The organism is Vibrio sp. Y2-5, from assembly GCF_014596725.1.
In the GTDB taxonomy this organism is placed as follows: domain Bacteria; phylum Pseudomonadota; class Gammaproteobacteria; order Enterobacterales; family Vibrionaceae; genus Vibrio.
On sequence record NZ_JACVEG010000015.1, the window covers coordinates 24,433 to 47,981 of the forward strand.

General features: G+C 44.7%; 22 protein-coding genes, 6 tRNA genes and 2 pseudogenes. 28 read left to right on the top strand and 2 right to left on the bottom strand.

All coding sequences use genetic code 11. The features are described from left to right. Positions 1–92: 92 nt before the first annotated feature. The 12 genes and pseudogenes from folB to rpoS all read left to right on the top strand — a co-directional run bounded on the left by folB (position 93) and on the right by rpoS (position 7,757). Positions 93–446 (top strand): bifunctional dihydroneopterin aldolase/7,8-dihydroneopterin epimerase, encoded by a 354-nt coding sequence (gene folB, locus HUO09_RS20960; RefSeq protein ID WP_167412458.1) that lies wholly within the window; start codon positions 93–95, stop codon positions 444–446. After that, complete coding sequence (gene folK, locus HUO09_RS20965; protein ID WP_188235212.1) at positions 443–934, top strand: 2-amino-4-hydroxy-6-hydroxymethyldihydropteridine diphosphokinase; 492 nt, start codon at positions 443–445, stop codon at positions 932–934. The genes folB and folK overlap by 4 nt, the downstream gene beginning before the upstream one ends. Before the next feature lie 8 nt (positions 935–942). Next, positions 943–1,746 carry an undecaprenyl-diphosphate phosphatase gene (locus HUO09_RS20970; protein WP_167412456.1) on the top strand — a complete coding sequence of 268 codons (804 nt, stop codon included), beginning with the start codon at positions 943–945 and terminating at the stop codon, positions 1,744–1,746. A gap of 126 nt (positions 1,747–1,872) precedes the next feature. After that, positions 1,873–2,154, top strand: coding sequence for a cell division protein FtsB (gene ftsB / locus HUO09_RS20975; protein ID WP_188235213.1), 282 nt, complete (start codon positions 1,873–1,875; stop codon positions 2,152–2,154). Continuing rightward, a complete protein-coding gene (ispD, locus tag HUO09_RS20980) occupies positions 2,154–2,849 on the top strand; it encodes a 2-C-methyl-D-erythritol 4-phosphate cytidylyltransferase (protein ID WP_188235214.1) in 696 nt (231 codons plus the stop codon). Before ftsB ends, ispD begins: the two co-directional genes overlap by 1 nt. 2 nt (positions 2,850–2,851) lie before the next feature. Then, positions 2,852–3,328, top strand: a complete 477-nt coding sequence (gene ispF, locus HUO09_RS20985; protein ID WP_112403333.1) for a 2-C-methyl-D-erythritol 2,4-cyclodiphosphate synthase — start codon at positions 2,852–2,854, stop codon at positions 3,326–3,328. A gap of 10 nt (positions 3,329–3,338) precedes the next feature. Further along, entirely contained in the window at positions 3,339–4,385 is a 1,047-nt protein-coding gene (truD, locus tag HUO09_RS20990) for a tRNA pseudouridine(13) synthase TruD (protein WP_188235215.1), read from the top strand. Then, positions 4,378–5,145 (top strand): 5'/3'-nucleotidase SurE, encoded by a 768-nt coding sequence (gene surE, locus HUO09_RS20995; RefSeq protein WP_188235216.1) that lies wholly within the window; start codon positions 4,378–4,380, stop codon positions 5,143–5,145. The genes truD and surE overlap by 8 nt, the downstream gene beginning before the upstream one ends. Next, on the top strand, positions 5,138–5,764 hold the full coding sequence (locus HUO09_RS21000; RefSeq protein WP_167412450.1) for a protein-L-isoaspartate(D-aspartate) O-methyltransferase: 627 nt from the start codon (positions 5,138–5,140) through the stop codon (positions 5,762–5,764). The genes surE and HUO09_RS21000 overlap by 8 nt, the downstream gene beginning before the upstream one ends. Continuing rightward, a pseudogene (locus HUO09_RS22640) lies at positions 5,764–6,109 on the top strand (LysM peptidoglycan-binding domain-containing protein); the annotation flags it as partial. The gene HUO09_RS21000 and the pseudogene HUO09_RS22640, both read left to right, overlap by 1 nt. Before the next feature lie 83 nt (positions 6,110–6,192). After that, positions 6,193–6,687: pseudogene (locus tag HUO09_RS22645) on the top strand (peptidoglycan DD-metalloendopeptidase family protein); the annotation flags it as partial. A gap of 71 nt (positions 6,688–6,758) precedes the next feature. Next, a complete protein-coding gene (gene rpoS, locus HUO09_RS21010; protein ID WP_167412448.1) occupies positions 6,759–7,757 on the top strand; it encodes an RNA polymerase sigma factor RpoS in 999 nt (332 codons plus the stop codon). Positions 7,758–7,842: 85 nt separating this feature from the next. Here the strand turns inward: rpoS and mutS are convergent, their stop codons facing one another. Both mutS and cysM read right to left on the bottom strand, forming a co-directional pair. After that, positions 7,843–10,428 carry a DNA mismatch repair protein MutS gene (gene mutS / locus HUO09_RS21015; RefSeq protein WP_188235217.1) on the bottom strand — a complete coding sequence of 862 codons (2,586 nt, stop codon included), beginning with the start codon at positions 10,426–10,428 and terminating at the stop codon, positions 7,843–7,845. A gap of 201 nt (positions 10,429–10,629) precedes the next feature. Then, entirely contained in the window at positions 10,630–11,520 is an 891-nt protein-coding gene (gene cysM, locus HUO09_RS21020; protein WP_188235218.1) for a cysteine synthase CysM, read from the bottom strand. Between the two features lie 231 nt (positions 11,521–11,751). On the opposite strand from cysM, the gene cysP reads away from it, so the two are divergent. The 16 genes from cysP (at position 11,752) to HUO09_RS21100 (ending at position 23,419) form a co-directional block, all read left to right on the top strand. Next, positions 11,752–12,753: a thiosulfate ABC transporter substrate-binding protein CysP gene (cysP, locus tag HUO09_RS21025; RefSeq protein WP_188235219.1), complete on the top strand. Its 1,002-nt coding sequence runs from the start codon at positions 11,752–11,754 to the stop codon at positions 12,751–12,753. 73 nt (positions 12,754–12,826) lie between these two features. After that, positions 12,827–13,678 (top strand): sulfate/thiosulfate ABC transporter permease CysT, encoded by an 852-nt coding sequence (cysT, locus tag HUO09_RS21030; protein ID WP_167412444.1) that lies wholly within the window; start codon positions 12,827–12,829, stop codon positions 13,676–13,678. Between the two features lie 9 nt (positions 13,679–13,687). After that, positions 13,688–14,545, top strand: a complete 858-nt coding sequence (gene cysW, locus HUO09_RS21035; protein ID WP_167412443.1) for a sulfate ABC transporter permease subunit CysW — start codon at positions 13,688–13,690, stop codon at positions 14,543–14,545. Beyond that, entirely contained in the window at positions 14,542–15,672 is a 1,131-nt protein-coding gene (locus HUO09_RS21040; RefSeq protein ID WP_188235220.1) for a sulfate/molybdate ABC transporter ATP-binding protein, read from the top strand. The genes cysW and HUO09_RS21040 overlap by 4 nt, the downstream gene beginning before the upstream one ends. A 130-nt stretch (positions 15,673–15,802) precedes the next feature. Continuing rightward, on the top strand, positions 15,803–16,285 hold the full coding sequence (pncC, locus tag HUO09_RS21045) for a nicotinamide-nucleotide amidase (protein ID WP_188235221.1): 483 nt from the start codon (positions 15,803–15,805) through the stop codon (positions 16,283–16,285). Positions 16,286–16,442: 157 nt separating this feature from the next. Further along, positions 16,443–17,492, top strand: a complete 1,050-nt coding sequence (recA, locus tag HUO09_RS21050) for a recombinase RecA (protein WP_167412440.1) — start codon at positions 16,443–16,445, stop codon at positions 17,490–17,492. Between the two features lie 97 nt (positions 17,493–17,589). After that, complete coding sequence (gene recX / locus HUO09_RS21055; protein WP_188235222.1) at positions 17,590–18,057, top strand: recombination regulator RecX; 468 nt, start codon at positions 17,590–17,592, stop codon at positions 18,055–18,057. A gap of 177 nt (positions 18,058–18,234) precedes the next feature. Then, positions 18,235–20,817 (top strand): alanine--tRNA ligase, encoded by a 2,583-nt coding sequence (gene alaS, locus HUO09_RS21060; protein ID WP_188235223.1) that lies wholly within the window; start codon positions 18,235–18,237, stop codon positions 20,815–20,817. 189 nt (positions 20,818–21,006) lie between these two features. Further along, on the top strand, positions 21,007–22,194 hold the full coding sequence (locus HUO09_RS21065) for an aspartate kinase (RefSeq protein WP_167412437.1): 1,188 nt from the start codon (positions 21,007–21,009) through the stop codon (positions 22,192–22,194). A 90-nt stretch (positions 22,195–22,284) separates the two neighbouring features. Continuing rightward, on the top strand, positions 22,285–22,482 hold the full coding sequence (gene csrA / locus HUO09_RS21070; RefSeq protein WP_021712262.1) for a carbon storage regulator CsrA: 198 nt from the start codon (positions 22,285–22,287) through the stop codon (positions 22,480–22,482). Positions 22,483–22,663: 181 nt separating this feature from the next. Next, positions 22,664–22,756, top strand: a tRNA-Ser gene (locus HUO09_RS21075). A gap of 42 nt (positions 22,757–22,798) precedes the next feature. After that, positions 22,799–22,875, top strand: a tRNA-Arg gene (locus HUO09_RS21080). Between the two features lie 48 nt (positions 22,876–22,923). Continuing rightward, positions 22,924–23,016 (top strand) — tRNA-Ser (locus HUO09_RS21085). Between the two features lie 42 nt (positions 23,017–23,058). After that, positions 23,059–23,135: transfer RNA gene (locus HUO09_RS21090), tRNA-Arg, on the top strand. A 48-nt stretch (positions 23,136–23,183) separates the two neighbouring features. Further along, positions 23,184–23,276: transfer RNA gene (locus tag HUO09_RS21095), tRNA-Ser, on the top strand. A 66-nt stretch (positions 23,277–23,342) separates the two neighbouring features. After that, a tRNA-Arg gene (locus tag HUO09_RS21100) sits at positions 23,343–23,419 on the top strand. Positions 23,420–23,549 lie beyond the last annotated feature (130 nt).

The following is a 23,549-nucleotide window of genomic DNA, read 5'->3' on the forward strand; positions in this document are numbered from 1 at the left end:
TATCGCGATTGGCGACGATAGTACGTTTTTTTACTCATTATAGGTATCCGACCTGTGATTGAGTCTAACTGTTGGAAGGAATTCGATAGAAGATGGATAAAGTCTTTATAGAGCAGCTAGAAGTCATTACCACAATAGGGGTTTATGACTGGGAACAGACCATAAAACAAAAATTGGTTCTCGATTTGGAAATGGCTCATGACAATAAGCCAGCAGGTAACAGCGACGATGTTGCTCATGCTCTAGACTACGCTCAAGTCAGCCAAGCCGTAATTGAACATATTGAATCAGGCCGTTTCTTATTGGTTGAAAGAGTGGCGGAAGAAGTCGCTAGTTTAATCATGCAACGCTTCAATGTGCCTTGGATTCGTATCCGACTGACAAAACCGGGTGCAGTGCCACAGGCGAAAGGTGTAGGAGTGATCATCGAAAGAGGATCATTATGATCACTGCCTATGTTGGCGTTGGTTCTAATATAGAACGACGCCGTCATATTGAAGCGGCAATTCAAGAGCTGAGCCGGTTGGGAAGCGAATTACGTCTTTCAACAATTTATGAGTGCCCAGCTCAAGGGTTTGATAGTCATCCTTTTTTCAATTTAGTGGTGGAGCTAAAAACTTCATTGCCTCTGGACGATTTTCAGCAGTCTCTAAAAGATGCTGAATACCGTTGGGGGCGCGATATTGATGCGAAAAAATATCAAGATCGTACTCTGGATATGGATATTATTTTGTTTGGTGATGTCATATCCCCAAGCTCACCTGTTGTCCCGCGTCCGGATATTTATCAGTATCCATTTGTGATTCAGCCTCTGTATGAGTTATGCCCCGAACTCAATATTCCGGGAACCAATCTGTCCATCGAGAAAGTTTGGCAAGATGCTGAACGTTTAGAACAACTAAAGCCAGTCCCTCTCTGGTTTAGTATGAAGTAGAGAACACAATGAGTTATTTCGAGTCTTTTATGTTGGCTTTAATTCAAGGTTTTACTGAATTTTTGCCCATTTCCAGCTCTGCACATCTTATCTTGCCATCGGCAGTATTAGGTTGGGCTGATCAAGGTTTAGCATTTGATGTTGCTGTTCATGTCGGCACGTTAACAGCGGTTGTCATTTACTTTAGAAAAGAAGTCAAAGCGTTGCTAAGTGCATTTTTTGCTTCTATTTTCAAAGGCGACCGTAGCAAAGAAGCAAATTTAGCTTGGTGTATTTTTTTAGCAACTATCCCAGCTTGTGTCTTTGGCTTGTTGATGAAAGACATCATCGAGATCTACTTACGTAGCGCTTGGGTGATTGCTGCTACCACCATTATTTTTGGTATTCCGCTTTGGTACGCTGATAAAACGGCAAAACAGAACATTAATGAGTATCAATCTGGCTGGAAGAAAGCGCTTTTCATCGGTTTTGCGCAAGCGGTGGCCATGATTCCGGGAACCTCTCGTTCAGGTATTACCATTACTGCGGCTCTTTATCTTGGTTTTACTCGTGAAGCGGCGGCACGTTTTTCGTTCTTAATGTCGATACCAATCATCGTACTGGCGGGTAGTTACTTAGGTTTACAACTGGTCACCAGTGGTGAGCCTATCCATGTGGGATTCTTAATGACAGGTATATTGACGTCATTTATCAGCGCTTATATCTGTATTTTCTTTTTCCTAAAGCTTATTTCTCGAATGGGTATGACCCCATTTGTAATTTATCGTTTGATTTTAGGTGTGGGGTTATTTGCCTTTCTATTGAGCCGTTAGTCGCCTGAAAAAGGGGCTTATGGTATAAATAGGGTGTTTTACCCAAATTGACAAAAAGGCCGTTTTTATTCGGCCTTTCTTCTATATACACCGATTTTTTTATCAATATTAACGAGTGTGAAAGTAATGCGAGTACTTGCGGTGACATTAACTCTGCTGCTTGGTTTTCTACAATACAGCTTGTGGCAGGGGAAGAACGGAATATCTGATTATCATGCTGTAGCGGCAGAGATAGAAGTTCAAGAGCAAGTAAATACTAACTTACATCAACGTAACCAAGAGATGTTCGCGGAAATTGATGATTTGCGCCAAGGTCTAGATGCGATTGAAGAAAGAGCTCGTCATGAATTAGGTATGGTGAAAAGTGGAGAAACTTTTTACCGTATTATCGGAGAGGATGACCGTTGATGGATAAATCAATCATTGCGGTTGTACCTGCAGCGGGTGTTGGCAGTCGGATGCAGGCTGACCGTCCCAAACAATATTTAAAACTTTTGGGCAAAACCGTACTTGAGCACACCGTGTCCAAGCTACTGGCGCTTCCAAAAGTTTCCAAAGTGGTTGTTGCAGTCAGCGAAGATGACCCTTATTTTTCTACGTTAGCACTTGCTAACCACCCTCAAGTTATTCGAGTTAACGGCGGCAAAGAACGAGCAGATTCTGTTCTTTCAGCGTTGAATTACATCTGCAAACATGACGTCAGCGAATGGGTTTTAGTGCATGATGCCGCTCGCCCTTGTTTCACCGAGCTGGATGTTACACGACTCATCGAATGTGCTGAAAATCATTCTGTTGGCGCGATTCTCGCGGCTCCAGTCAGAGATACCATGAAGCGTAGCAATGAGCTGCAGAACATCGACCACACGGTTGAGCGTTCGAATCTTTGGCACGCTTTGACGCCGCAAATGTTCCGCACTCTACCTTTGCGCGATGCCTTGATTGATGGGTTAGCGAGCAAAGCGACTATCACCGATGAAGCTTCTGCTTTCGAAAGACTGAAATTAAGTCCGGCTTTAGTTAATGGCCGAGCAGACAATATAAAAATTACCCAGCCAGAAGATCTCGCATTGGCTGAGTTCTATTTAAGCCGAAATAAGGAATAAGCATGATACGAATTGGCCATGGTTTTGATGTGCATAAATTTGGTGGTGAAGGCCCAGTCATTATTGGCGGAGTTGCCGTTCCTTATGAACAAGGTTTAATTGCACATTCTGATGGCGATGTCGCTCTGCATGCACTCTGTGATGCACTGCTTGGTGCTATTGCTGCGGGTGATATCGGTAAGCACTTTCCCGATACTGATGATAAATGGAAAGGTGCAGATAGCCGTGAACTCTTGAAAGATGTTTATCGTCGAGTAAAAGAATCAGGCTATCGTTTAGGAAATGCAGACGTCACCATTATTGCTCAAGCACCTAAAATGGCTCCTCATATAGAAGCAATGTGCGCAGCAATTGCTCAGGATTTAGAGACTGACATTGGTAATATCAATGTCAAAGCTACGACGTCTGAACGTTTAGGTTTCACTGGCCGCAAAGAAGGCATTGCGTGTGAAGCCGTTGTACTACTGATGAAAGCATAAAGAGTAGAAAATGACAGATATTCTATCTTCACTCGCTTACCTGTGTGGTAAACCCACAGTGAAAGGCAAAATAAAAGCTAAACCAGAAGATTTTAAAGTGGTCGAGAATCTGGGTTATGAGTTTACTGGCAGCGGTGAGCACCTTATGGTTTCTATTCGTAAGACGGGTGAAAATACCAGTTTTGTTGCGAATGAACTGGCTAAAGCGTGTGGCGTAAAGTCAAAAGATGTTAGCTGGGCAGGGTTGAAAGACCGCCATGCTGTGACAGAACAATGGTTGAGTGTTCATTTACCTACCGCGGGCTTTCCAAATCTTGCTTTGTTTCAATCACAGCACCCGAGTATTGAAGTTCTAGCGATGACTCGCCACCACAAGAAGCTCCGTCCCGGCGACCTAGCAGGTAACACCTTCGAAGTCACTATGTCAGAAGTGACGGATGTTGAAGAAGTGGTTAAACGTTTGGAAGTGGTGGCAAAACAAGGTGTACCTAATTACTTCGGTAATCAGCGTTTTGGGAAAGATGGTAACAACTTAGAAGAATCTCGCCGTTGGGGGCGTGAAAACGTCCGTACTCGCAATCAGAATCAGCGTAGTCTTTATCTATCTACTGCTCGTTCTTGGATATTCAACCGCATTGTCTCTTCTCGTATTGAGCAAAATTGTTTTTATCGTTTTGTCGACGGTGATATCGCTCTGATTAACGGTGAGCAAACGTTGGTGAGTGCAGACAAGGTTGCTGAATTTAACCAACTTCTTGAGCAAGATAAAGTACAGATTTCTGCGGCTTTAGCTGGTGATAACGCTCTGCCAACACAAGCGGAATCGCAAAAGATCGAACAACACTTTCTCGATGCCGAAGAAGACTTAATGAAGCTGATTCGCGGTAATCGCATGCGTCATGATCGCAGAGCAATCGCGTTGAAAGCTCAAGATTTGAGTTGGCAAGTGGATGGTGACTCTATTACGTTAAAATTCGCTCTTGATGCTGGCAGTTTTGCGACGTCGATAGTGAGAGAACTCATAGAAGAGATTCCTGTAGAGCGTGTGTATGAGTGATAAGAAACTAAAAATACTGTTAAGTAATGATGATGGTGTGTTTGCCGATGGCATTCATGCTCTAGCAGCGGCTATCTCTGATCTCGCAGACGTTATTATTGTTGCGCCAGACAGAAACCGCTCTGGCGCTTCAAACTCTCTGACATTGGAACAGCCACTGCGTGTTTCTAAAGTTGCGCCGAATACATACTCAGTGCAAGGCACACCAACTGACTGCGTCCATTTTGCTTTGAATGAGTTGCTTAAAGATTCAATGCCAGATCTGGTGTTAACCGGAATCAATCATGGTGCGAATCTTGGTGATGATGTTCTTTATTCTGGTACTGTTGCCGCTGCGATGGAAGGACACTTCTTAGGTGTTCAGTCGATTGCCTTTTCATTGGTTGGAAACCAACATTTTGCTACAGCAGGAAAAATTGCTCGCCAGCTGGTAGAGCAACATCTGCGTCGAGCTATTCCAACTAATCGTTTATTGAACGTTAATGTTCCAGATGTCCCATTTGAAGAGCTTGCCGGTACGCAAGTGACTCGTTTAGGTGCTCGTCATCACGCTGAAAGCATGATTAAGCAGAAAGATCCTCGAGGTCATGATATTTATTGGTTAGGTCCTCCTGGTAAAGAGCAAGACGCTGGTGAAGGGACAGACTTCTATGCTATTGAGCATGGATTTGTTTCACTGACTCCAATGCAGGTAGATCTTACCGCGCATGAGTCTTTAGGTAGTATGGATCATTGGTTAAAGGACAGAACTGATGGCTAATCCAAAAGCCGATAAATTAATTCAGTTTTTATTAGCAAATGGTATTACTGATCAGCAGGTTTTGCAGGTAATACATCAGTTGCCTCGTGAATACTTTGTTTCTCAAGCAATGGTTCATCAGGCGTATGACAACAATGCTCTGCCGATTGGTCAGGGCCAAACCATTTCTCAGCCGTATATCGTTGCAAAAATGACACAAATGTTGGAATTGCAACGAAATAGCCGAGTGCTGGAAGTGGGGACGGGATCTGGTTATCAGACCGCGATTTTGTCGCACTTAGTTGAGCATGTGTTTTCTGTTGAACGAATTAAATCTCTGCAATGGGAAGCGAAACGTCGCCTAAAACAACTCGATATTTATAATGTCTCGACTAAACATGGCGACGGATGGCAGGGCTGGGCTGCGAAAGCCCCATTTGATGCAATCATAGTGACAGCTGCGGCGCAAAAAGTACCACAAGCTCTGTTAGATCAACTTGCTGACGGAGGACGTTTAATCATCCCTGTCGGTGAAGATGAGCAGCAACTGTATAAGATAATTCGTAAAGGTGACGAGTTTATTTCTCAGCTAATAGAAACGGTGCGTTTTGTACCTTTAGTTGCTGGTGACCTAGCGTAATGAAGTGGTGTCAGCTCAAGACATTATCGGCGTGTGTACTGTGTGGCCTATTGTTAGGTTGTGCAGCAAGTTCTCCTGCGCCAGTCTCTGGGTTGAAAAAAGATTACCGAGAAATTGCGCGAGGCAGTTATCGCGGTAGTTTCTATGAAGTGAACCGTGGTGATACGCTGTATTTTATAGCTTATGTCACAGACAAAGATGTAAAAGACATCATCAGTTACAACAAACTTACTCCTCCTTACACCATTCACCCTGGTCAAAAGTTAAGGCTTTGGCGTCCGGCATACACAGCGCCTGCTTATGGTGGAACGGGGGCTGGCGCAGCCGTTGCTACTACATCTAGTATTCCTGCGGTCTCTAAAGCCACATCAAAGTCGGTTTCTCCTCCAAAATCGAGCAAAAATACTAATACTGCCCAAGCTAACAAATCGAGAAATTCGGTCAAAAAAGATCCAAGAAAGACGATTGATCAATCGAAAGCAAAGGAGTATGTTGGTTCTAAGACTCAACAAAATGTTAACAAAACTATAAGTAAACCTAAACCACAGAACGATAAAGTAGATAAGTGGTTGTGGCCAACAAAAGGGAGAGTTGTTAAAAACTTTTCAGCAGGAGATCAAGGGAATAAAGGCATCGACATTGCTGGACAGCGAGGTCAATCCATTACTTCTACTGCTGCTGGAACCGTGGTCTATTCGGGTAATGCATTACGAGGTTACGGCAACTTAATCATCGTGAAGCATAATGAGCATTATTTAAGTGCTTATGCCCATAATGATCGGCTGTTGGTTAAAGAAGGACAAAGTGTTAAAGCTGGCCAAAAAATAGCAACAATGGGCAGCTCCGGTGCGAACAGTGTTCGTCTGCACTTTGAAATTCGTTATCAAGGTAAGTCTGTAAATCCAAAACGGTATTTACCTTAAATATACTTGTGAAGAGTTATGTAGTGACATATTGAGCAGTAATGTCTTGCTAGCTCGCCGGGGGAGGCGCTATGAGTATCAGCAATACAGTAACCAAGGAAGAAGAGTTTGACTTAGACATTGAATCAACAGAGGCTGTTGAAGTCGACGCTAAACTTACCACCCAAGACGATGACATTGACCAAGCGGAAGAAGTCCGTGAAGAGTTCGATGCTTCAACCAAAAGCTTAGATGCAACGCAGATGTATCTCAGCGAAATTGGTTTCTCACCTCTTTTAACCGCCCAAGAAGAAGTTCTTTATGCTCGCCGAGCACTTCGTGGAGACGAAGCTGCAAGACGACGCATGATAGAAAGTAACTTACGTTTGGTGGTGAAAATATCCCGTCGTTATAGCAATCGTGGTCTCGCTTTACTGGATCTTATTGAAGAAGGTAACTTAGGCTTGATCCGAGCTGTTGAAAAATTCGATCCAGAACGTGGATTCCGTTTTTCAACCTACGCCACTTGGTGGATCCGTCAAACGATAGAACGTGCGCTAATGAATCAAACTCGCACCATTCGTCTGCCAATTCATGTGGTGAAAGAACTCAACATTTATCTACGTACTGCACGCGAGCTTTCGCAAAAACTCGATCATGAGCCAACAGCAGAAGAGATCGCTTCGGAGCTGGATAAGCCGGTTGATGATGTCAGCAAGATGCTGCGTCTAAATGAACGTATTAGCTCTGTCGATACCCCTATCGGTGGTGACGGGGATAAAGCACTACTCGATATTATTCCTGACATTAACAATTCAGATCCTGAAGTTTCGACTCAGGATGATGATATCCGTGATTCATTGATTGCGTGGCTTGAAGAGCTAAATCCTAAACAAAAAGAAGTGTTAGCGAGACGCTTTGGTTTGTTAGGCTACGAGCCATCAACTTTGGAAGAAGTTGGACGTGAAATAAACCTTACTCGTGAGCGTGTTCGTCAGATTCAGGTAGAAGGTTTACGCCGTTTGAGAGAGATCCTGATGAAACAAGGTTTGAATATGGAATCATTGTTCAACGTGGAAGCGGAAGCTTAATCACCCCCTCTTTTAAGTTCAAATTTTATCTATTAAAAAGGCACTCGATGAGTGCCTTTTTGTTATTGAACCCTGCAAAGAATAGCTACAACAATTTCTTCAGACGGTACAGCTCTTCTAGCGCCTGACGAGGAGTTAAATCATCAGGATCAATCGCTGCTAATGCATTTTCAACTTCACTCGGTTCTGGAATCAGACTTAGCTGGTTGGCGATGTCGACTCTAGAGCCTGATGCCGAAGAAGGTTGCCCGTTTTGCTGCAAACTGTGTTGCTCAAGTTGAGTCAGTTTGCTGCGCGCATTTTTGATTACTGTCTTCGGAACACCAGCCAGCCCTGCAACGGCCAAGCCATAAGATTTGCTGGCAGCGCCTTCTTGTACTGCGTGCATGAAGGCAATGCTGTCACCATGCTCAACCGCATCTAAGTGAACGTTCGCCAAATTTGGCAACACATTCGGCAGTTCAGTGAGTTCAAAATAGTGAGTCGCAAACAGGGTTAAAGCGCCAATTTGTTTTGCTAACCACTCGGCACTTGCCCAAGCCAGTGACAGACCATCATAAGTACTGGTGCCTCGGCCGATTTCATCCATTAAGACTAAGCTTTTCTCTGTCGCGTTATGCAGGATGTTCGCCGTCTCGGTCATTTCAACCATGAAGGTTGAACGTCCAGAAGCAAGATCATCTGAAGCACCAATGCGGGTGAAGATTCTGTCCAACAAGCCAATTTGAGCCGATTCCGCCGGAACATAACAACCAATATGTGCAAGTAGCGCAATCAACGCTGTTTGACGCATATAGGTGGATTTACCTCCCATGTTTGGCCCAGTAATGATCAACATTTTGCGCTGAGCGTGCAGTTCTATTGGGTTAGCAATAAATGGGTCATTCATGACTTGCTCAACCACAGGATGACGACCTGACTGGATGTGAATCCCCGGAGCTTCGGTAATGGTTGGGCGGCAGTAATCTAAACTTTCGGCGCGCTCTGCTAAGTTTTGCAGTACATCCAGTTGTGACAAAGCGGAGGCAAGATTCTGCATTTGCTCAAGATGAGGCAGTAATAAATCGAACAGTTGATCCCAAAGCTGCTTTTCCAAAGCCAGTGCTTTCGATTTTGAGTTCAGAACCTTATCTTCGTGCTCTTTCAACTCTGGAATGATGTAGCGTTCTGCGTTCTTTAAGGTTTGACGACGCACATAATGCGGTGGAACAAGGTGGCTTTGTCCTCGGCTTACCTGAATAAAGAAACCGTGAACAGCATTATAACCGACTTTAAGTGTGTCGATACCATGACGATCTCGCTCATCGGCTTCCAGTTTTTCCAGATATTCGGTTGCGCCAGTGGCGAGATCTCGCCATTCGTCGAGCTCTGCGTTGTAGCCTTCAGCAATCACACCGCCATCACGAATGACCACGGGTGGGTTCTCTTTGATCGCACGTTCTAGCAACTCACATAACTCATCCATCGGTTGAGTGTAATCACGTAATTTCGTCAGATAAGGATGTGACAGTTCAGTTAATGTATCGCTCAGTTCAGGAAGCTGTTGCATAGCATTACGCAAGCGAGCCAAATCTCTTGGTCGGGCTGAGCGTAGAGCTAGACGTGCTAAAATTCGTTCAATGTCGCCGATTTGTTTTAATACAGGGTGAAGATCGGCGAATAGGCCTTGTTGCTTGATCTCTCCAATCGCATCCAGACGATGGTTTAATGTCTTAATGCTACGCATAGGCTGGTGAACCCAACGCTTGAGCATACGGCTACCCATAGGCGTAGCACAGTGATCCAGTACTTCCGCTAGTGTATTGTCGGTACCACCTGCAAGGTTTTGCGTCAGCTCTAAATTGCGACGTGTCGCTGCATCGAGAATCACCGACTGATCCTGACGATCAAACGTTAATGAACGGATATGCGGTAGAGCAGTGCGCTGAGTATCTTTGACGTACTGGATCAAACAGCCCGCAGCACACAATCCGAGTTTTGCATTTTCAACGCCAAAGCCAACCAAATCACGAGTACCAAACTGTTGGTTGAGTTGCTGCTTCGCTGTGTCCAGCTCAAATTCCCATATTGGGCGGCGGCGGTTAGCTTTACGGCTCGCCATTAGCTGAACTGGTGTGAAATCTTCAGGGAAAAGCAGTTCACGTGGTGCGGTTCTTTGTAATTCTGCCGCCATTGCTTCTTCGGTTTCAGGTTCACTCAGCTGGAAACGACCAGAAGTAATATCCAAAGTGGCGTAACCAAATTTACCATCGTGGTGATAAATCGCAGCAACAAGGTTATCAAGGCGTTCAGACAGCAGTGCTTCGTCTGTAACCGTACCTGGAGTTACAATACGTACCACTTTACGTTCAACGGGGCCTTTGCTGGTGGCCGGATCGCCGATCTGTTCACAGATTGCGACGGACTCACCCAATTGAACTAATTTTGCTAAGTAACCTTCAACGGCGTGGAATGGAACGCCCGCCATTGGAATTGGTTCACCGGCAGATGCGCCTCGTTTGGTCAGAGAGATATCCAACAGTTGCGACGCGCGTTTGGCGTCATCGTAGAAAAGCTCATAAAAATCCCCCATACGATAGAACAGCAATATCTCAGGGTTTTCAGCCTTGAGCTTCAGGTACTGCTGCATCATTGGAGTGTGGTGCGAAAGAGACTCGCTCGATTGATTCATGGCGTTACATCACTTGTTGGTATCGTTGGCAGTCCTTTTGCTCTAACTATCAGATAAATAGTCATGAGCTAAGTCACGCGTAAGGTCACTTGAAAACGGTGAGTGATGATAACAAATCAAACAACGACAGAGCAATTATCCCCTTACATCGCGAATGATAAGGGGATGAATACGAGACAAGTGCTACGAAAGGAAGAGGTGCTAAGAGAAAAGGCCTGAAGAAAGATAACGATCGCCGCGATCACAGATGATCGCAACCACTACTGAACCCGGATTTTGTTTTGCAATTTCAATCGCTGCGAATACTGCACCACCAGAGCTTACGCCTGCACAGATGCCTTCTTCACGAGCCAGTGCTCTTGTTGTGTTTTCAGCATCTTGTTGATCAATATCTATCACTTGGTCAACGTCAGCGGCATTGAAAATGCCCGGTAAATATTCTTGTGGCCAGCGGCGAATACCCGGAATGGCACTACCTTCTGAAGGTTGTAGACCAACAATATTAATCTCAGGATTCTGGCTCTTTAGGTATCGAGATACACCCATGATGGTGCCGGTTGTTCCCATACTTGAAACGAAGTGAGTAATCTTACCTTGGCTTTGTTGCCAGATTTCTGGACCCGTAGAGTGAAAGTGTGCATCAGGATTATCTGGGTTATTGAATTGATCGAGAACCTTACCTTTGCCTTCACTTTGCATTTTCAGGGCTAAGTCGCGTGCACCTTCCATCCCTTGCTCTTTACTTACCAGAATCAGTTCTGCGCCATAAGCACGCATCGAATCCTTGCGCTCCTGAGTGGAGTTATCCGGCATGATAAGAATCATCTTGTAGCCTTTGATTGCAGCGGCCATCGCCAGAGCGATACCAGTGTTACCACTGGTGGCTTCAATGATTGTGTCACCGGGTTTAATGCTTCCGCGAGCTTCAGCCTGAATAATCATATTAAGTGCTGGCCGATCTTTCACTGAGCCCGCCGGATTATTGCCTTCAAGCTTAACCAGCACTGTACTTTGGCTGCCTTCTGCTAATCGTTGCAGTTTTACCAGAGGCGTTTGGCCTACATAAGCTTCAATGGTTGGAAAGTCAGACACTTGATTCCCTCTTTACTGGGTTGAGTTGTTGGCTTTAGCTGCCTCTATTTGTTGCTATTGTGTATTTCTTCTTCGTATCAGCACAAGTCTGCATTGGCGATCAATATACAATTTATTGTTTGATAATATTCCAAAAGGTTCTATTTATAACCTTTGTTATAATCATTTTATACACATATTCTAGTCACAAAGGATGCCACACCGGCAACGTGAATTTGGAGTATGAATATAATGAAACGAATGAAGTCAGCTCTTGCAGCACTGCTAATTGCAGGTTCATTTAATGCATCAGCAGCAGATCAATCAATCCTGAACTCTTCTTACGATATTGCTCGTGAACTGTTCGCAACTTACAACCCAATTTTTGCAAAACATTGGGAAGAGAAGACAGGTAAAACGATTGAGATTAAACAATCTCACGGTGGTTCTTCTGCTCAAGCTCGTTCAATTCTTCAAGGTTTGTCGGCAGACGTAGTCACATTTAACCAGGTGACTGACGTACAGGTTCTTCATGATAAAGGCAAACTAATCCCTGCAGATTGGCAAAGTAAACTGCCGAACGCGAGTTCTCCTTATTACTCAACAACTGCGTTTTTAGTCCGTAAAGGTAACCCAAAAAATATTCAGGATTGGGGTGATTTAGCTAGTGAAGGCGTCGCTTCGGTATTCCCTAATCCGAAAACATCAGGTAACGCTCGCTACACTTATCTGGCTGCTCTAGGTTATGCCCAGAAAACATTCGGCAAAGACAACGAAGCGAAGCAGGACGAGTTTCTGAAAAAAATGTTGGCGAATGTAGCCGTGTTTGATACAGGCGGTCGTGGTGCAACAACATCATTTGTTGAACGCAAGATCGGCGATGTACTAATCACGTTTGAATCAGAAGTGAACAATATCCGCAAACAATACGGTGAAGATAACTACGAAGTGGTTGTACCTAAAACCTCTATCTTAGCTGAGTTCCCAGTCGCTGTGGTTGAACGTAATGCAAAACGTAACGGTACTGTTGAAGTTGCAACGGAGTACCTTTCTTACCTATACAGCGAAGAAGCTCAACGTATGCTAGCTGGTTTTAACTACCGTGTTCACGATGAGAAAGTGAAAGCTGAGTTTGCTGACCGTTTCCCAGAAGTACAGCTATTGACCGTTGAAGAAATCGCTGGCGGTTGGGATAACGCTATGAAAACTCAATTTGCGAGTGGTGCTAAGTTAGACCAATTGCAACGTCGTTAATCTCTTTAAATATGTTGTTACCGTTCGTTCAGGGCGGTAACCAATCATTTTTCTACGGTAATTTTGAGGGTTTATGAGCGGATCTCACGCGACTTCTCGCCCAAAACATCAACGTGTCCTTCCTGGCTTTGCTATCAGTTTAGGTATTTCTTTACTGTTTATAAGCTTGATTCTCTTGCTGCCCGCCACAGGGTTGGTTATGCAAACGAAAGGAATGTCATTGAGTGAGTACTGGTATGTGATTACTGACCCTCGTTTAGTGGCTAGTTATAAGGTCACTGTTGGTTCGGCTTTTGTGGCATCTCTGTTTAACGGTGTTTTTGGCTTGTTACTTGCGTGGGTTCTGGTTCGGTATCAATTTCCCGGCAAACGTATTCTGGACGCGTTGGTAGATTTACCATTCGCTCTACCAACAGCCGTTGCCGGTATCACATTAGCAACGCTCTATTCAAGCAGTGGCTGGCTGGGGAGCATTTTAGAAACGATTGGGATTAAAGTTGCCTATACGCCACTAGGTATTATCGTCGCGATGGCATTCACCAGTATACCTTTCGTGGTTCGTACCGTTCAGCCTGTGCTGGAAGAAATATCACGCGAAGAAGAAGAAGCGGGAATGACGCTTGGCGCATCGGATAGTGCGGTTTTCTGGCGAGTGATCATGCCTTCTTTACGCCCAGCATTATTGGTGGGGGTAGCACTGTCATTTACACGTAGTTTAGGTGAATTTGGTGCGGTGATATTTATCGCGGGTAACATGCCTTACGTCAGCGAGATTACCTCGTTAATGATTTTCGTCCGCCTGCAGGAGTTTGATTTCCCTGCTGCAAGTGCGATTGCTTCAGTTGTTCTTTTAACTTCACTGTCTTTGTTACTTGTCATCAACTTGTGGCAAGGCGCGTATTTACGCCGCATTCACGGTAGATAAGGGGTCACTATGTCGCAACCTTTACGTATTGGTGAAAAGCCGTTAGTTAAGTGGAGCTTAATTTCACTGGCATTGTTTTTTGTCACTATTTTATTGCTGATCCCTCTGTTGAGTATCTTTCAGCAAGCGTTTGCCAGTGGTTTAGAAACGTATTTTAACAATTTGAGTGAGCCGGATACGCTGCATGCGATTGGCCTAACGCTTGTTGTCGCATTGCTTACCGTGCCAATTAACTTAGTGTTTGGTGTCATGCTCGCATGGGCGGTGACACGCTTTGAATTCGCTGGGCGCAAATTCTTGATCACTTTAATTGATATCCCGTTTGCGGTATCGCCGGTAGTTGCCGGCCTTCTGTATCTGTTGCTATATGGCAGCAGTGGTTGGCTCGGTGAATGGTTGTATGAACGTGATCTGCAAATCATGTTTGCTTGGCCGGGTATTGTGCTTGTGACGGTGTTTGTGACCTGTCCATTTGTTGCCAGAGAATTGATTCCTCTGATGCAGCAACAAGGTCGTAGTGACGAAGAAGCGGCGGTGATTCTTGGTGCTTCTTGGTGGCAACTGTTCCGCCGAGTCACACTACCAAACATTAAGTGGGCATTGATTTACGGAGTCATCCTAACTAATGCTAGAGCCGTCGGTGAGTTTGGCGCAGTTGCGGTAGTATCAGGAAACATCCGTGGTGAAACCAACACTTTACCTTTGCATGTACAGCTTCTCTATGAGGATTACCAATCGGAAGCGGCATTTGCGAGTGCATCACTTTTGGCCTTTATCGCGTTATTAACTTTGATTTTGAAAGCCTTTGTTGAATGGCGCCAAGAACGAAATCATGTCATAGAACAAGAGCAGCAAGGAACGTTATGAGTATTCGTTTAGACAATATTTCGAAGCATTTCGGCAAATTTCAGGCACTTTCGCCACTCTCCTTGCACATTGAAGATGGCGAAATGATTGGTCTTCTTGGGCCGTCTGGTTCAGGTAAAACAACACTTTTGCGCATTATTGCTGGTTTGGAAAGTGCTAATTCTGGTTCCATCCACTTCCGCGATCGCGATGTGACTAACGTACACGTACGTGACCGCCGAGTTGGCTTTGTTTTCCAAAACTATGCACTGTTCCGTCACATGACGGTGGCTGACAATGTTGCGTTTGGTTTGCAGGTTATGGAACGTTCACAACGTCCATCTCAAGCTGAAATCAATAAGCGAGTAAAGCAACTGTTGGAAATTGTACAGCTTGGGCATTTAGCTGGCCGCTACCCAGAGCAGCTTTCTGGCGGACAAAAGCAGCGTATTGCACTTGCGCGAGCGCTAGCAACCAAGCCAGAAGTACTTTTGCTTGATGAACCTTTCGGCGCATTGGACGCCAAAGTGCGTAAAGACTTACGTCGCTGGTTACGCAGCTTGCACGATGAGTTGGGCTTTACCAGCGTATTTGTCACTCATGATCAGGATGAGGCTTTAGAGCTCTCTGATCGCGTGGTGGTAATGAGTAATGGTCGAATTGAGCAGGTAGATTCACCAGTAGAGCTGTATGCTCATCCCAATAGCCGTTTTGTGTTTGATTTCTTTGGTAACGTCAACCAGTTCAAGGCTAACTGGCAACAGGAACAGTGGAAGAATGGTGAAGCGTTTGTTTTACCACCATTTAATGAAGCGACACAGAAAAACGGTCAGCTCTACATACGCAGCCATGAACTGAGCCTATCGACAAAAGAAAACAGCCAAGCATCCTTGCCTTGCGAAGTGGTGTCTATCAACCCTGTCGGGGCTGAAGTGCGTGTAGAACTATCACCGATTGGCTGGCAAACCGACGAACTTTGGGAAGCGAAACTTTCTCATCGCTCTCTGAATGAGCAGTCTCTAAAGCGCGGCGATCAGGTTTTCGCTTTGCCTCAAGTAGGATATTTCTTTGCCGAGGAATCACACCAAGCACCAGAAGTTATACGCTGGCCGTTCTTGGCTCCGGGCAATTTGATGTTTGAGATTTAATGTTTGTTTATATGCTTTAACAAACCCTACAGATGAGAGTGCCATTTGGCACTCTCGTTGTTTCTGCGGTTGGCAATTGGTCGACTATCAGTTAGCTTTATCTGATTGAAAAAAGGTTAGGTGGTTTCTCATGAATTCCGTAGAACAATTAAGCCAACAACTCGGTGAGTTATTACTTGAGCACAAACAGGTCTTAGTGACTGCTGAGTCCTGTACTGGTGGTGGCGTCGCAAGTGCAATCACTGAAATTGCAGGAAGTTCTGCATGGTTTGATCGGGCTTTTGTGACCTATAGCAATGAAGCAAAACAAGAAATGATAGGCGTTGAAGGGCAAACACTCGCGGAATTTGGCGCGGTATCTGAACCCGTTGTGATTCAAATGGTGCAGGGAGCTCTGAAAAATTCCAACGCGACGATTGGTGTCTCGATCAGCGGCATTGCAGGCCCTTCTGGGGGAAGTGAAGAAAAACCAGTAGGAACAGTGTGCTTTGCTTGGGCGGATAAATCCGACTGGCTTAAAGTTGAAACGCAACATTTTGCTGGCGATCGCAGCGCTGTTCGAACCCAAGCTGTGATCCATGCCTTAGAAACAATTAAAGAGCATTTGTCTTAAGTCTCTGACTTTTCGGCAAGTGACAACTTTTTTCCATACAGGGGTGGACACTGTATGAATCAACAGTATAATGAGCAGCATTCGACGTAATTAAGTCAAACCAATTTCTAGGGTCAATGAACCCTAACATCACGCAAGTGACAGTCTGGAGAAAGTAATGGACGAGAATAAACAGAAGGCGCTAGCCGCAGCCCTAGGTCAAATTGAAAAGCAATTCGGTAAAGGTTCGATCATGCGCCTTGGTGACAACCGTACGATGGATGTAGAAACCATCTCTACGGGTTCACTTTCTTTGGATATCGCATTAGGTGCTGGTGGTTTACCAATGGGTCGTATCGTAGAAGTTTACGGTCCCGAGTCTTCAGGTAAAACCACTCTGACTCTTGAACTGATTGCTGCTGCACAGCGTGTGGGTAAAACTTGTGCCTTTATTGATGCTGAGCATGCGCTAGATCCAATCTACGCTCGTAAGCTAGGCGTGAATATTGATGAACTATTGGTTTCTCAACCAGATACTGGTGAGCAAGCGCTTGAAATCTGTGATGCATTAGCGCGTTCTGGTGCGGTCGATGTTATGGTTGTTGACTCAGTTGCAGCACTTACACCTAAAGCAGAAATTGAAGGCGAGATGGGCGATAGCCACATGGGTCTTCAAGCACGTATGCTTTCTCAAGCAATGCGTAAGTTAACGGGTAACCTTAAGCAGTCAAACTGTATGTGTATCTTCATTAACCAAATTCGTATGAAGATTGGTGTGATGTTCGGTAACCCAGAAACAACAACGGGTGGTAACGCTCTTAAATTCTACGCTTCTGTACGTCTTGATATTCGCCGTACGGGTTCTATCAAAGAAGGCGATGAAGTTGTTGGTAACGAAACTCGTATCAAAGTGGTTAAAAACAAGATTGCAGCACCATTTAAACAAGCGGATACGCAAATTCTTTACGGTCAAGGTTTTAACCGTGAGGGTGAGCTGATTGACCTAGGCGTTAAGCACAAGTTGGTTGAGAAAGCGGGTGCTTGGTATAGCTACAATGGCGACAAAATTGGCCAAGGTAAAGCTAACGCATGTAAATACCTACGTGAGAATCCAGAAGCGGCTACAACTATTGATGCTAAACTTCGTGAGATGTTGCTAACCCCTAGCTTAGAAAAGGCTGAGTCTGCAGATGTAGCTGAGCCGTCTGTTGAAGAAGAAGAGTTTTAATCACTACTGGTTTTCATCACAGTGATAGTGAATTCAGAGCCCTGCTGTTTAGCGGGGCTTTTTATTACTCAGATTTAGGTGAGATCGTTGAGGTGTTATGTATTCAAGCCCCAATAAAATGAGTTGCAAAGAGCGTGCTTTGTATCTGCTGACAAGACGTGATCACGGCGAGTTCGAGCTTTGGCAAAAGTTATTGTTGAAAGGCTTTGAAGAAGAGGAAGTTCAACAAGCCGTTATCTATTGTAAAGAGCACGGTTATTTAGATGATCAGCGTTTTGCGCAAAGCCAAGTTAGACAACATATTGCGAAAGGGCATGGAGAAAGACGAATTCGTCGGGAGCTGCAACAGAAACGCGTTGAAAATGATGCGATTAGTAGTGCAATAGAACAAGAAGAAGTCGATTGGTTTGAGTTAGCGAAGCAAACGGCAGAAAAGAAGTTCAAACAGGTTATGACTCAAGATCAAAAAGAGTACGCGAAGAGGGTAAGATTCCTTCAGTATCGTGGCTTTAACTTCGACCAAATAAACTATGCTTTGAGTGCTGATGAAGAAGGCGGTAACTGAGCACCAATTGCTCCGTCGCTTGCTGTCACTCGTCTCAATTCTATTAGTCATTTAACTTCATGACATCCCGCTAAATTTCAATTCTTGTTCGTCTTTTCTTTAAGAAAACTAGGCGAACTCTTATCCATGCTTTACAATAGCGCAAAATTCTAACTTGAGTATTTCAGGAAGAGCTGCATGTACATGAGCACGGATGAGGTTCGCCGCGCGTTCCTCTCATTCTTTGAAAGTAAAGGTCACCAAATCGTCGACAGTTCGTCTTTGGTGCCTGCTAATGATCCTACCTTGCTGTTCACTAACGCAGGGATGAACCAGTTTAAAGATTGTTTCCTAGGTTTAGAGAAACGAGCTTACACTCGCGCCACAACAGCTCAGCGCTGTGTTCGTGCTGGTGGTAAACACAATGACTTAGAGAACGTGGGTTTCACCGCGCGTCACCACACATTCTTTGAAATGTTGGGTAACTTCAGCTTTGGTGATTACTTCAAAGAAGATGCCATCAACTTTGCATGGGAATTTCTGACTGAAGTTCTGCAACTACCAAAAGAGCGTCTGCTAGTAACGGTTTACCAGACGGATGATGAAGCATTCGATATCTGGAACAAACAGGTTGGTATTCCGGCAGAACGCATTATCCGCATTGGCGACAAGCCTGGCGGTAAAGCGTATGAATCAGATAACTTCTGGCAGATGGGCGATACTGGTCCATGTGGTCCATGTACAGAGATTTTCTACGATCACGGTGATCATATTTGGGGCGGTCCTCCGGGCTCTCCAGAAGAAGACGGTGACCGATTCATCGAGATCTGGAACAACGTATTTATGCAGTTCAACCGTCATGCTGATGGCACGATGGAACCACTACCTAAGCCATCTGTGGACACGGGTATGGGTATTGAGCGTATCTCTGCAATTATGCAGAACGTACACTCAAACTACGAAATCGATGTATTCCAAACACTAATTAAAGCAGCCGCTGAAGTTACAGGTCATGACGACCTTTCTAACCAGTCATTGCGCGTTGTTGCTGACCATATCCGTTCATGTGCATTCTTAATCGTAGATGGCGTTATGCCTTCTAACGAAGGCCGTGGCTATGTACTGCGCCGAATCATTCGTCGTGCAGTTCGTCATGGCAACAAACTGGGTGCTCAGGGCTCTTTCTTCTACAAACTTGTTTCTGTACTGGCTGATGTTATGGGTACGGCAGGTGAAGAGCTTAAGAAGCAACAAGCTGTGGTAGAGAAAGTACTTCGCATTGAAGAAGAAAACTTCAGCCGCACACTTGACCGCGGTATGGCTATTCTAAATGAAGCACTGGATAACCTAGAAGGCAATGAGCTTGACGGTGAAACAGTATTCAAACTGTATGACACATACGGTTTCCCAGCAGATTTAACCAACGACGTTGCTCGTGAACGTAACTTCACTATTGACGAAGCAGGCTTCGAAGTGGCAATGGAAGGGCAGCGCCAACGTGCTCGTGAAGCGGGTCAATTTGGCACTGATTACAACACGTTAATCAAAGTTGATGGCAGCACTGAATTCTGTGGCTATAGCGCAACAGAAGGTCAGGGCACTATCACTGCTATGTTCGTTGAAGGCAACGAAGTTGATTCATTGTCTGCCGGTGATAAAGCGATTGTTGTACTAGACGAAACACCTTTCTATGCAGAATCAGGTGGTCAGTGTGGTGATGCTGGTGTACTGAAACTTGAATCAGGTTTGTTCAAAGTCGAAGACACTCAGAAATTGGGCAATGCTTTTGCTCATCACGGTGTGCTTGTTGAAGGTGTATTTGCTAAAGGCGATAAAGTTATTGCGATTGTCGATGCTAAACGTCGTCAAGCAACGTCTCTTAACCACTCAGCGACTCACCTGTTACACGCAGCACTTCGCCAAGTATTAGGTGAACACGTGACTCAGAAAGGTTCTTTAGTGAAACCTGAAGGTCTGCGTTTTGACTTCTCTCACCTTGAAGCGGTAACGGCTCAAGAGCTGAAAGAAGTAGAGCGTTTGGTTAACGAACAAGTACGTCGTAACCACGTGATTGAAACGAACATCATGGATATCGAATCAGCGAAGAAGAAAGGTGCGATGGCACTGTTCGGTGAGAAATACGATGACCAAGTTCGTGTTCTTTCAATGGGTGAGTTCTCAACTGAGTTGTGTGGTGGTATTCACGCATCAAATACGGGTGATATCGGTCTATTCAAGATCACTTCTGAAAGTGGTATCGCAGCGGGTATCCGTCGTATTGAAGCGGTTACTGGTGAATCAGCATTAGATGTTATCGATGCTCAAACACTCAAGTACGAAGAGAAGCTTGTTGAAGCGGCTAACAAAGCGAAAGCGTTAGAGAAAGAAATTCAGAAGCTGAAAGATAAAATGGCAGCGGCTGAAAGTGCCAACATCATGGGCAAAGCTCAAGTTATCAACGGCACTAAAGTTCTTATCGCTGGTCTTGAAGGCGCAGACAGTAAGAATCTAAGAACCATGGTTGACGATATTAAGAATCAACTTGGTAGTGGTGTTGTTCTACTGGCCAATGTGGCGGACGACAAAGTCGGCCTTATTGCTGGTGTAACTAACGACCTGACTGGCAAAGTTAAAGCAGGTGATTTAGTTAAGATGGTTGCAGAACAAGTTGGTGGTAAGGGCGGCGGTCGCCCTGATATGGCTCAGGCTGGTGGTACAGATGTATCAGCTTTACCTGCGGCTATGCAAACTGTTCAGCCTTGGCTAGAAGAACGCTTATAAATTAATTAGCTACGTCAGTTTTACCTTAAACTGGCGTATGTTTAATTCCATTGACCAAGTGGTTTAATTGGGTGGAGTTTTCCGCTCAGTTATCTGCTTGGTTTTGTTTTTGTTATTACTTAACGAATTTATCGGTTGGATAAACGAGTTGGTGCGTATGAGACTTCGGTCTTGGGAAGGTGAATACTGGTGAAAAAGTCCCTTATCGTGCAAAAGTTTGGCGGAACTTCTATGGGTTCCATTGAAACAATCCATACGGTAGCTGAACACATCATAAAGGCGAAAAATGATGGTAATCAAGTTGTTGTAGTTGTATCTGCAATGGCGGGTGAAACGAATCGATTAGTGGCGTTAGCTCAGCAAGTCGATAGCGTACCAACTGCAAGAGAACTTGATGTTTTGCTCTCTGCTGGTGAACAAGTGTCTATGGCACTGTTAGCAATGACTTTAAATAAATTAGGTTTTGCTGCTCGTTCATTAACCGGAGCTCAAGCGAACATTGTGACAGATAATCTGCATAATGACGCGACGATTAAGAACATTGATACACGAACGATCTTTGAGCTACTAGAACAAGACCAAATTGTTATAGTAGCGGGTTTTCAAGGTGTTAATGAGAATGGGGACATCACCACGTTAGGGCGCGGTGGCTCAGATACAAGTGCTGTGACACTTGCCGGAGCTCTCAAGGCTGACGAATGCCAAATCTTCACTGATGTAGATGGTGTGTACTCTTGTGATCCAAGAGTTGTACCCAATGCGCAGAAATTAGATGTAGTAGATTTTCCATCTATGGAAGAAATGGCACGTAAGGGTGCAAAAGTTTTACATTTACCTTGTGTTCAGTACGCATGGGACAATGCGGTTCCACTTCGTGTCTTGTCTACTTTTGATGTTAATCAAGGTAGTTTGATTAAAGGTGAACTGGGAACAAAACCTGTCTGTGGTATCGCCATTCAAAGAGATATGGCTTTGATTTCCATTGAGCATGACGCGCTTTCAAGCCTGCAGAAACATTGTCAAATGTTGGGTATTGAGGTGTGGAGTGTGATCGAGGATACAGATTGGGCAGGAGTGGTCATAAAACTTGATGCTTGTGCTAAGTTGAAGCTGGTGTTCAGTGACAAAATCCGTAATAGTGAACATGTGAGTTTATTAACCACAGTAGGTTTACAAGCCCCGAGCTTTGTTGACCGATCTTTTGCATTACTGGCTGAACACGACATAAATATTCATTATGTTTCAACGACTTCGCAATCATTCATGCTTATGTTAAGTCCAGAAAGTGTTAATTCAGCAGCTAATATTTTGCATGAGGCTTTTATAACTTCTGACGAACTATTAGATTTTCAACCTAGGCAAGTATCTTTAGGTTAATAAACTGCCAACAGAGTTTACCAAAATATAACTTCTGTTGGATAATAGTGTAACTGCAAGATAATTCAGAGATTACTCAAGGAGCAAAGAATGCTAATTTTGACTCGTCGTGTTGGCGAAACTCTAATGATCGGTGATGAAGTCACTGTTACTGTTTTAGGCGTAAAAGGTAACCAAGTACGTATTGGTGTAAATGCGCCGAAAGAAGTATCTGTGCACCGTGAAGAAATTTACATGCGCATTCAAGCTGAAAAGGGCAATGGTAACGTTGCAACTGGCAACTACTAATTCTCAAAAGAGCTGGCACATTCGCCAGCCTTTTTTGTTTTTAAGAGAAGCTTTTTTTAATAAAAGTGTAATTTCATAGCGCTTTGATTAAATAGGCAACGATTGACTTGGTTTTTGCTATTTTTGCCAAGAAAATGTTTGACATATTTTTGGTAAATCGTAATATGTGCCTCCGCAAGACGGTGAGGTGGCCGAGAGGCCGAAGGCGCTCCCCTGCTAAGGGAGTATGTGGTTTGTAGCCGCATCGAGGGTTCGAATCCCTCCCTCACCGCCATTCTTGCCTTGTTTGGGTTAGCAACCAAACAAAGAACAAAGTGCGTCCTTAGCTCAGCTGGATAGAGTACCTGGCTACGAACCAGGCGGTCGGAGGTTCGAATCCTCCAGGACGCGCCATATTCTTTCTCTTGTTTTAGAGCAAGTTATTGAATGTGAATATAATGCGGTGAGGTGGCCGAGAGGCCGAAGGCGCTCCCCTGCTAAGGGAGTATGTGGTTTGTAGCCGCATCGAGGGTTCGAATCCCTCCCTCACCGCCATTCTTGCCTTGTTTGGGTTAGCAACCAAACAAAGAACAAAGTGCGTCCTTAGCTCAGCTGGATAGAGTACCTGGCTACGAACCAGGCGGTCGGAGGTTCGAATCCTCCAGGACGCGCCATATTCTTTCTCTTGTTTTAGAGCAAGTTATTGAATGTGAATATAATGCGGTGAGGTGGCCGAGAGGCCGAAGGCGCTCCCCTGCTAAGGGAGTATGTGGTTTGTAGCCGCATCGAGGGTTCGAATCCCTCCCTCACCGCCATTTATTGACCAACGGTCAATTTTTTTGTTCTGAAATAAATTTAGTGTGATATGCTTCACACCCTGCGCGTCCTTAGCTCAGCTGGATAGAGTACCTGGCTACGAACCAGGCGGTCGGAGGTTCGAATCCTCCAGGACGCGCCACTATTTATCGTCTAAGATGTTGTTGGTAACGACAAGTATCTTGGGTGTTGGGTAATGCCCATATATCGGTCTTAGTTTTTAAGACTAGAATATTAAAAACTGCGCGCTCATAGCTCAGCTGGATAGAGTA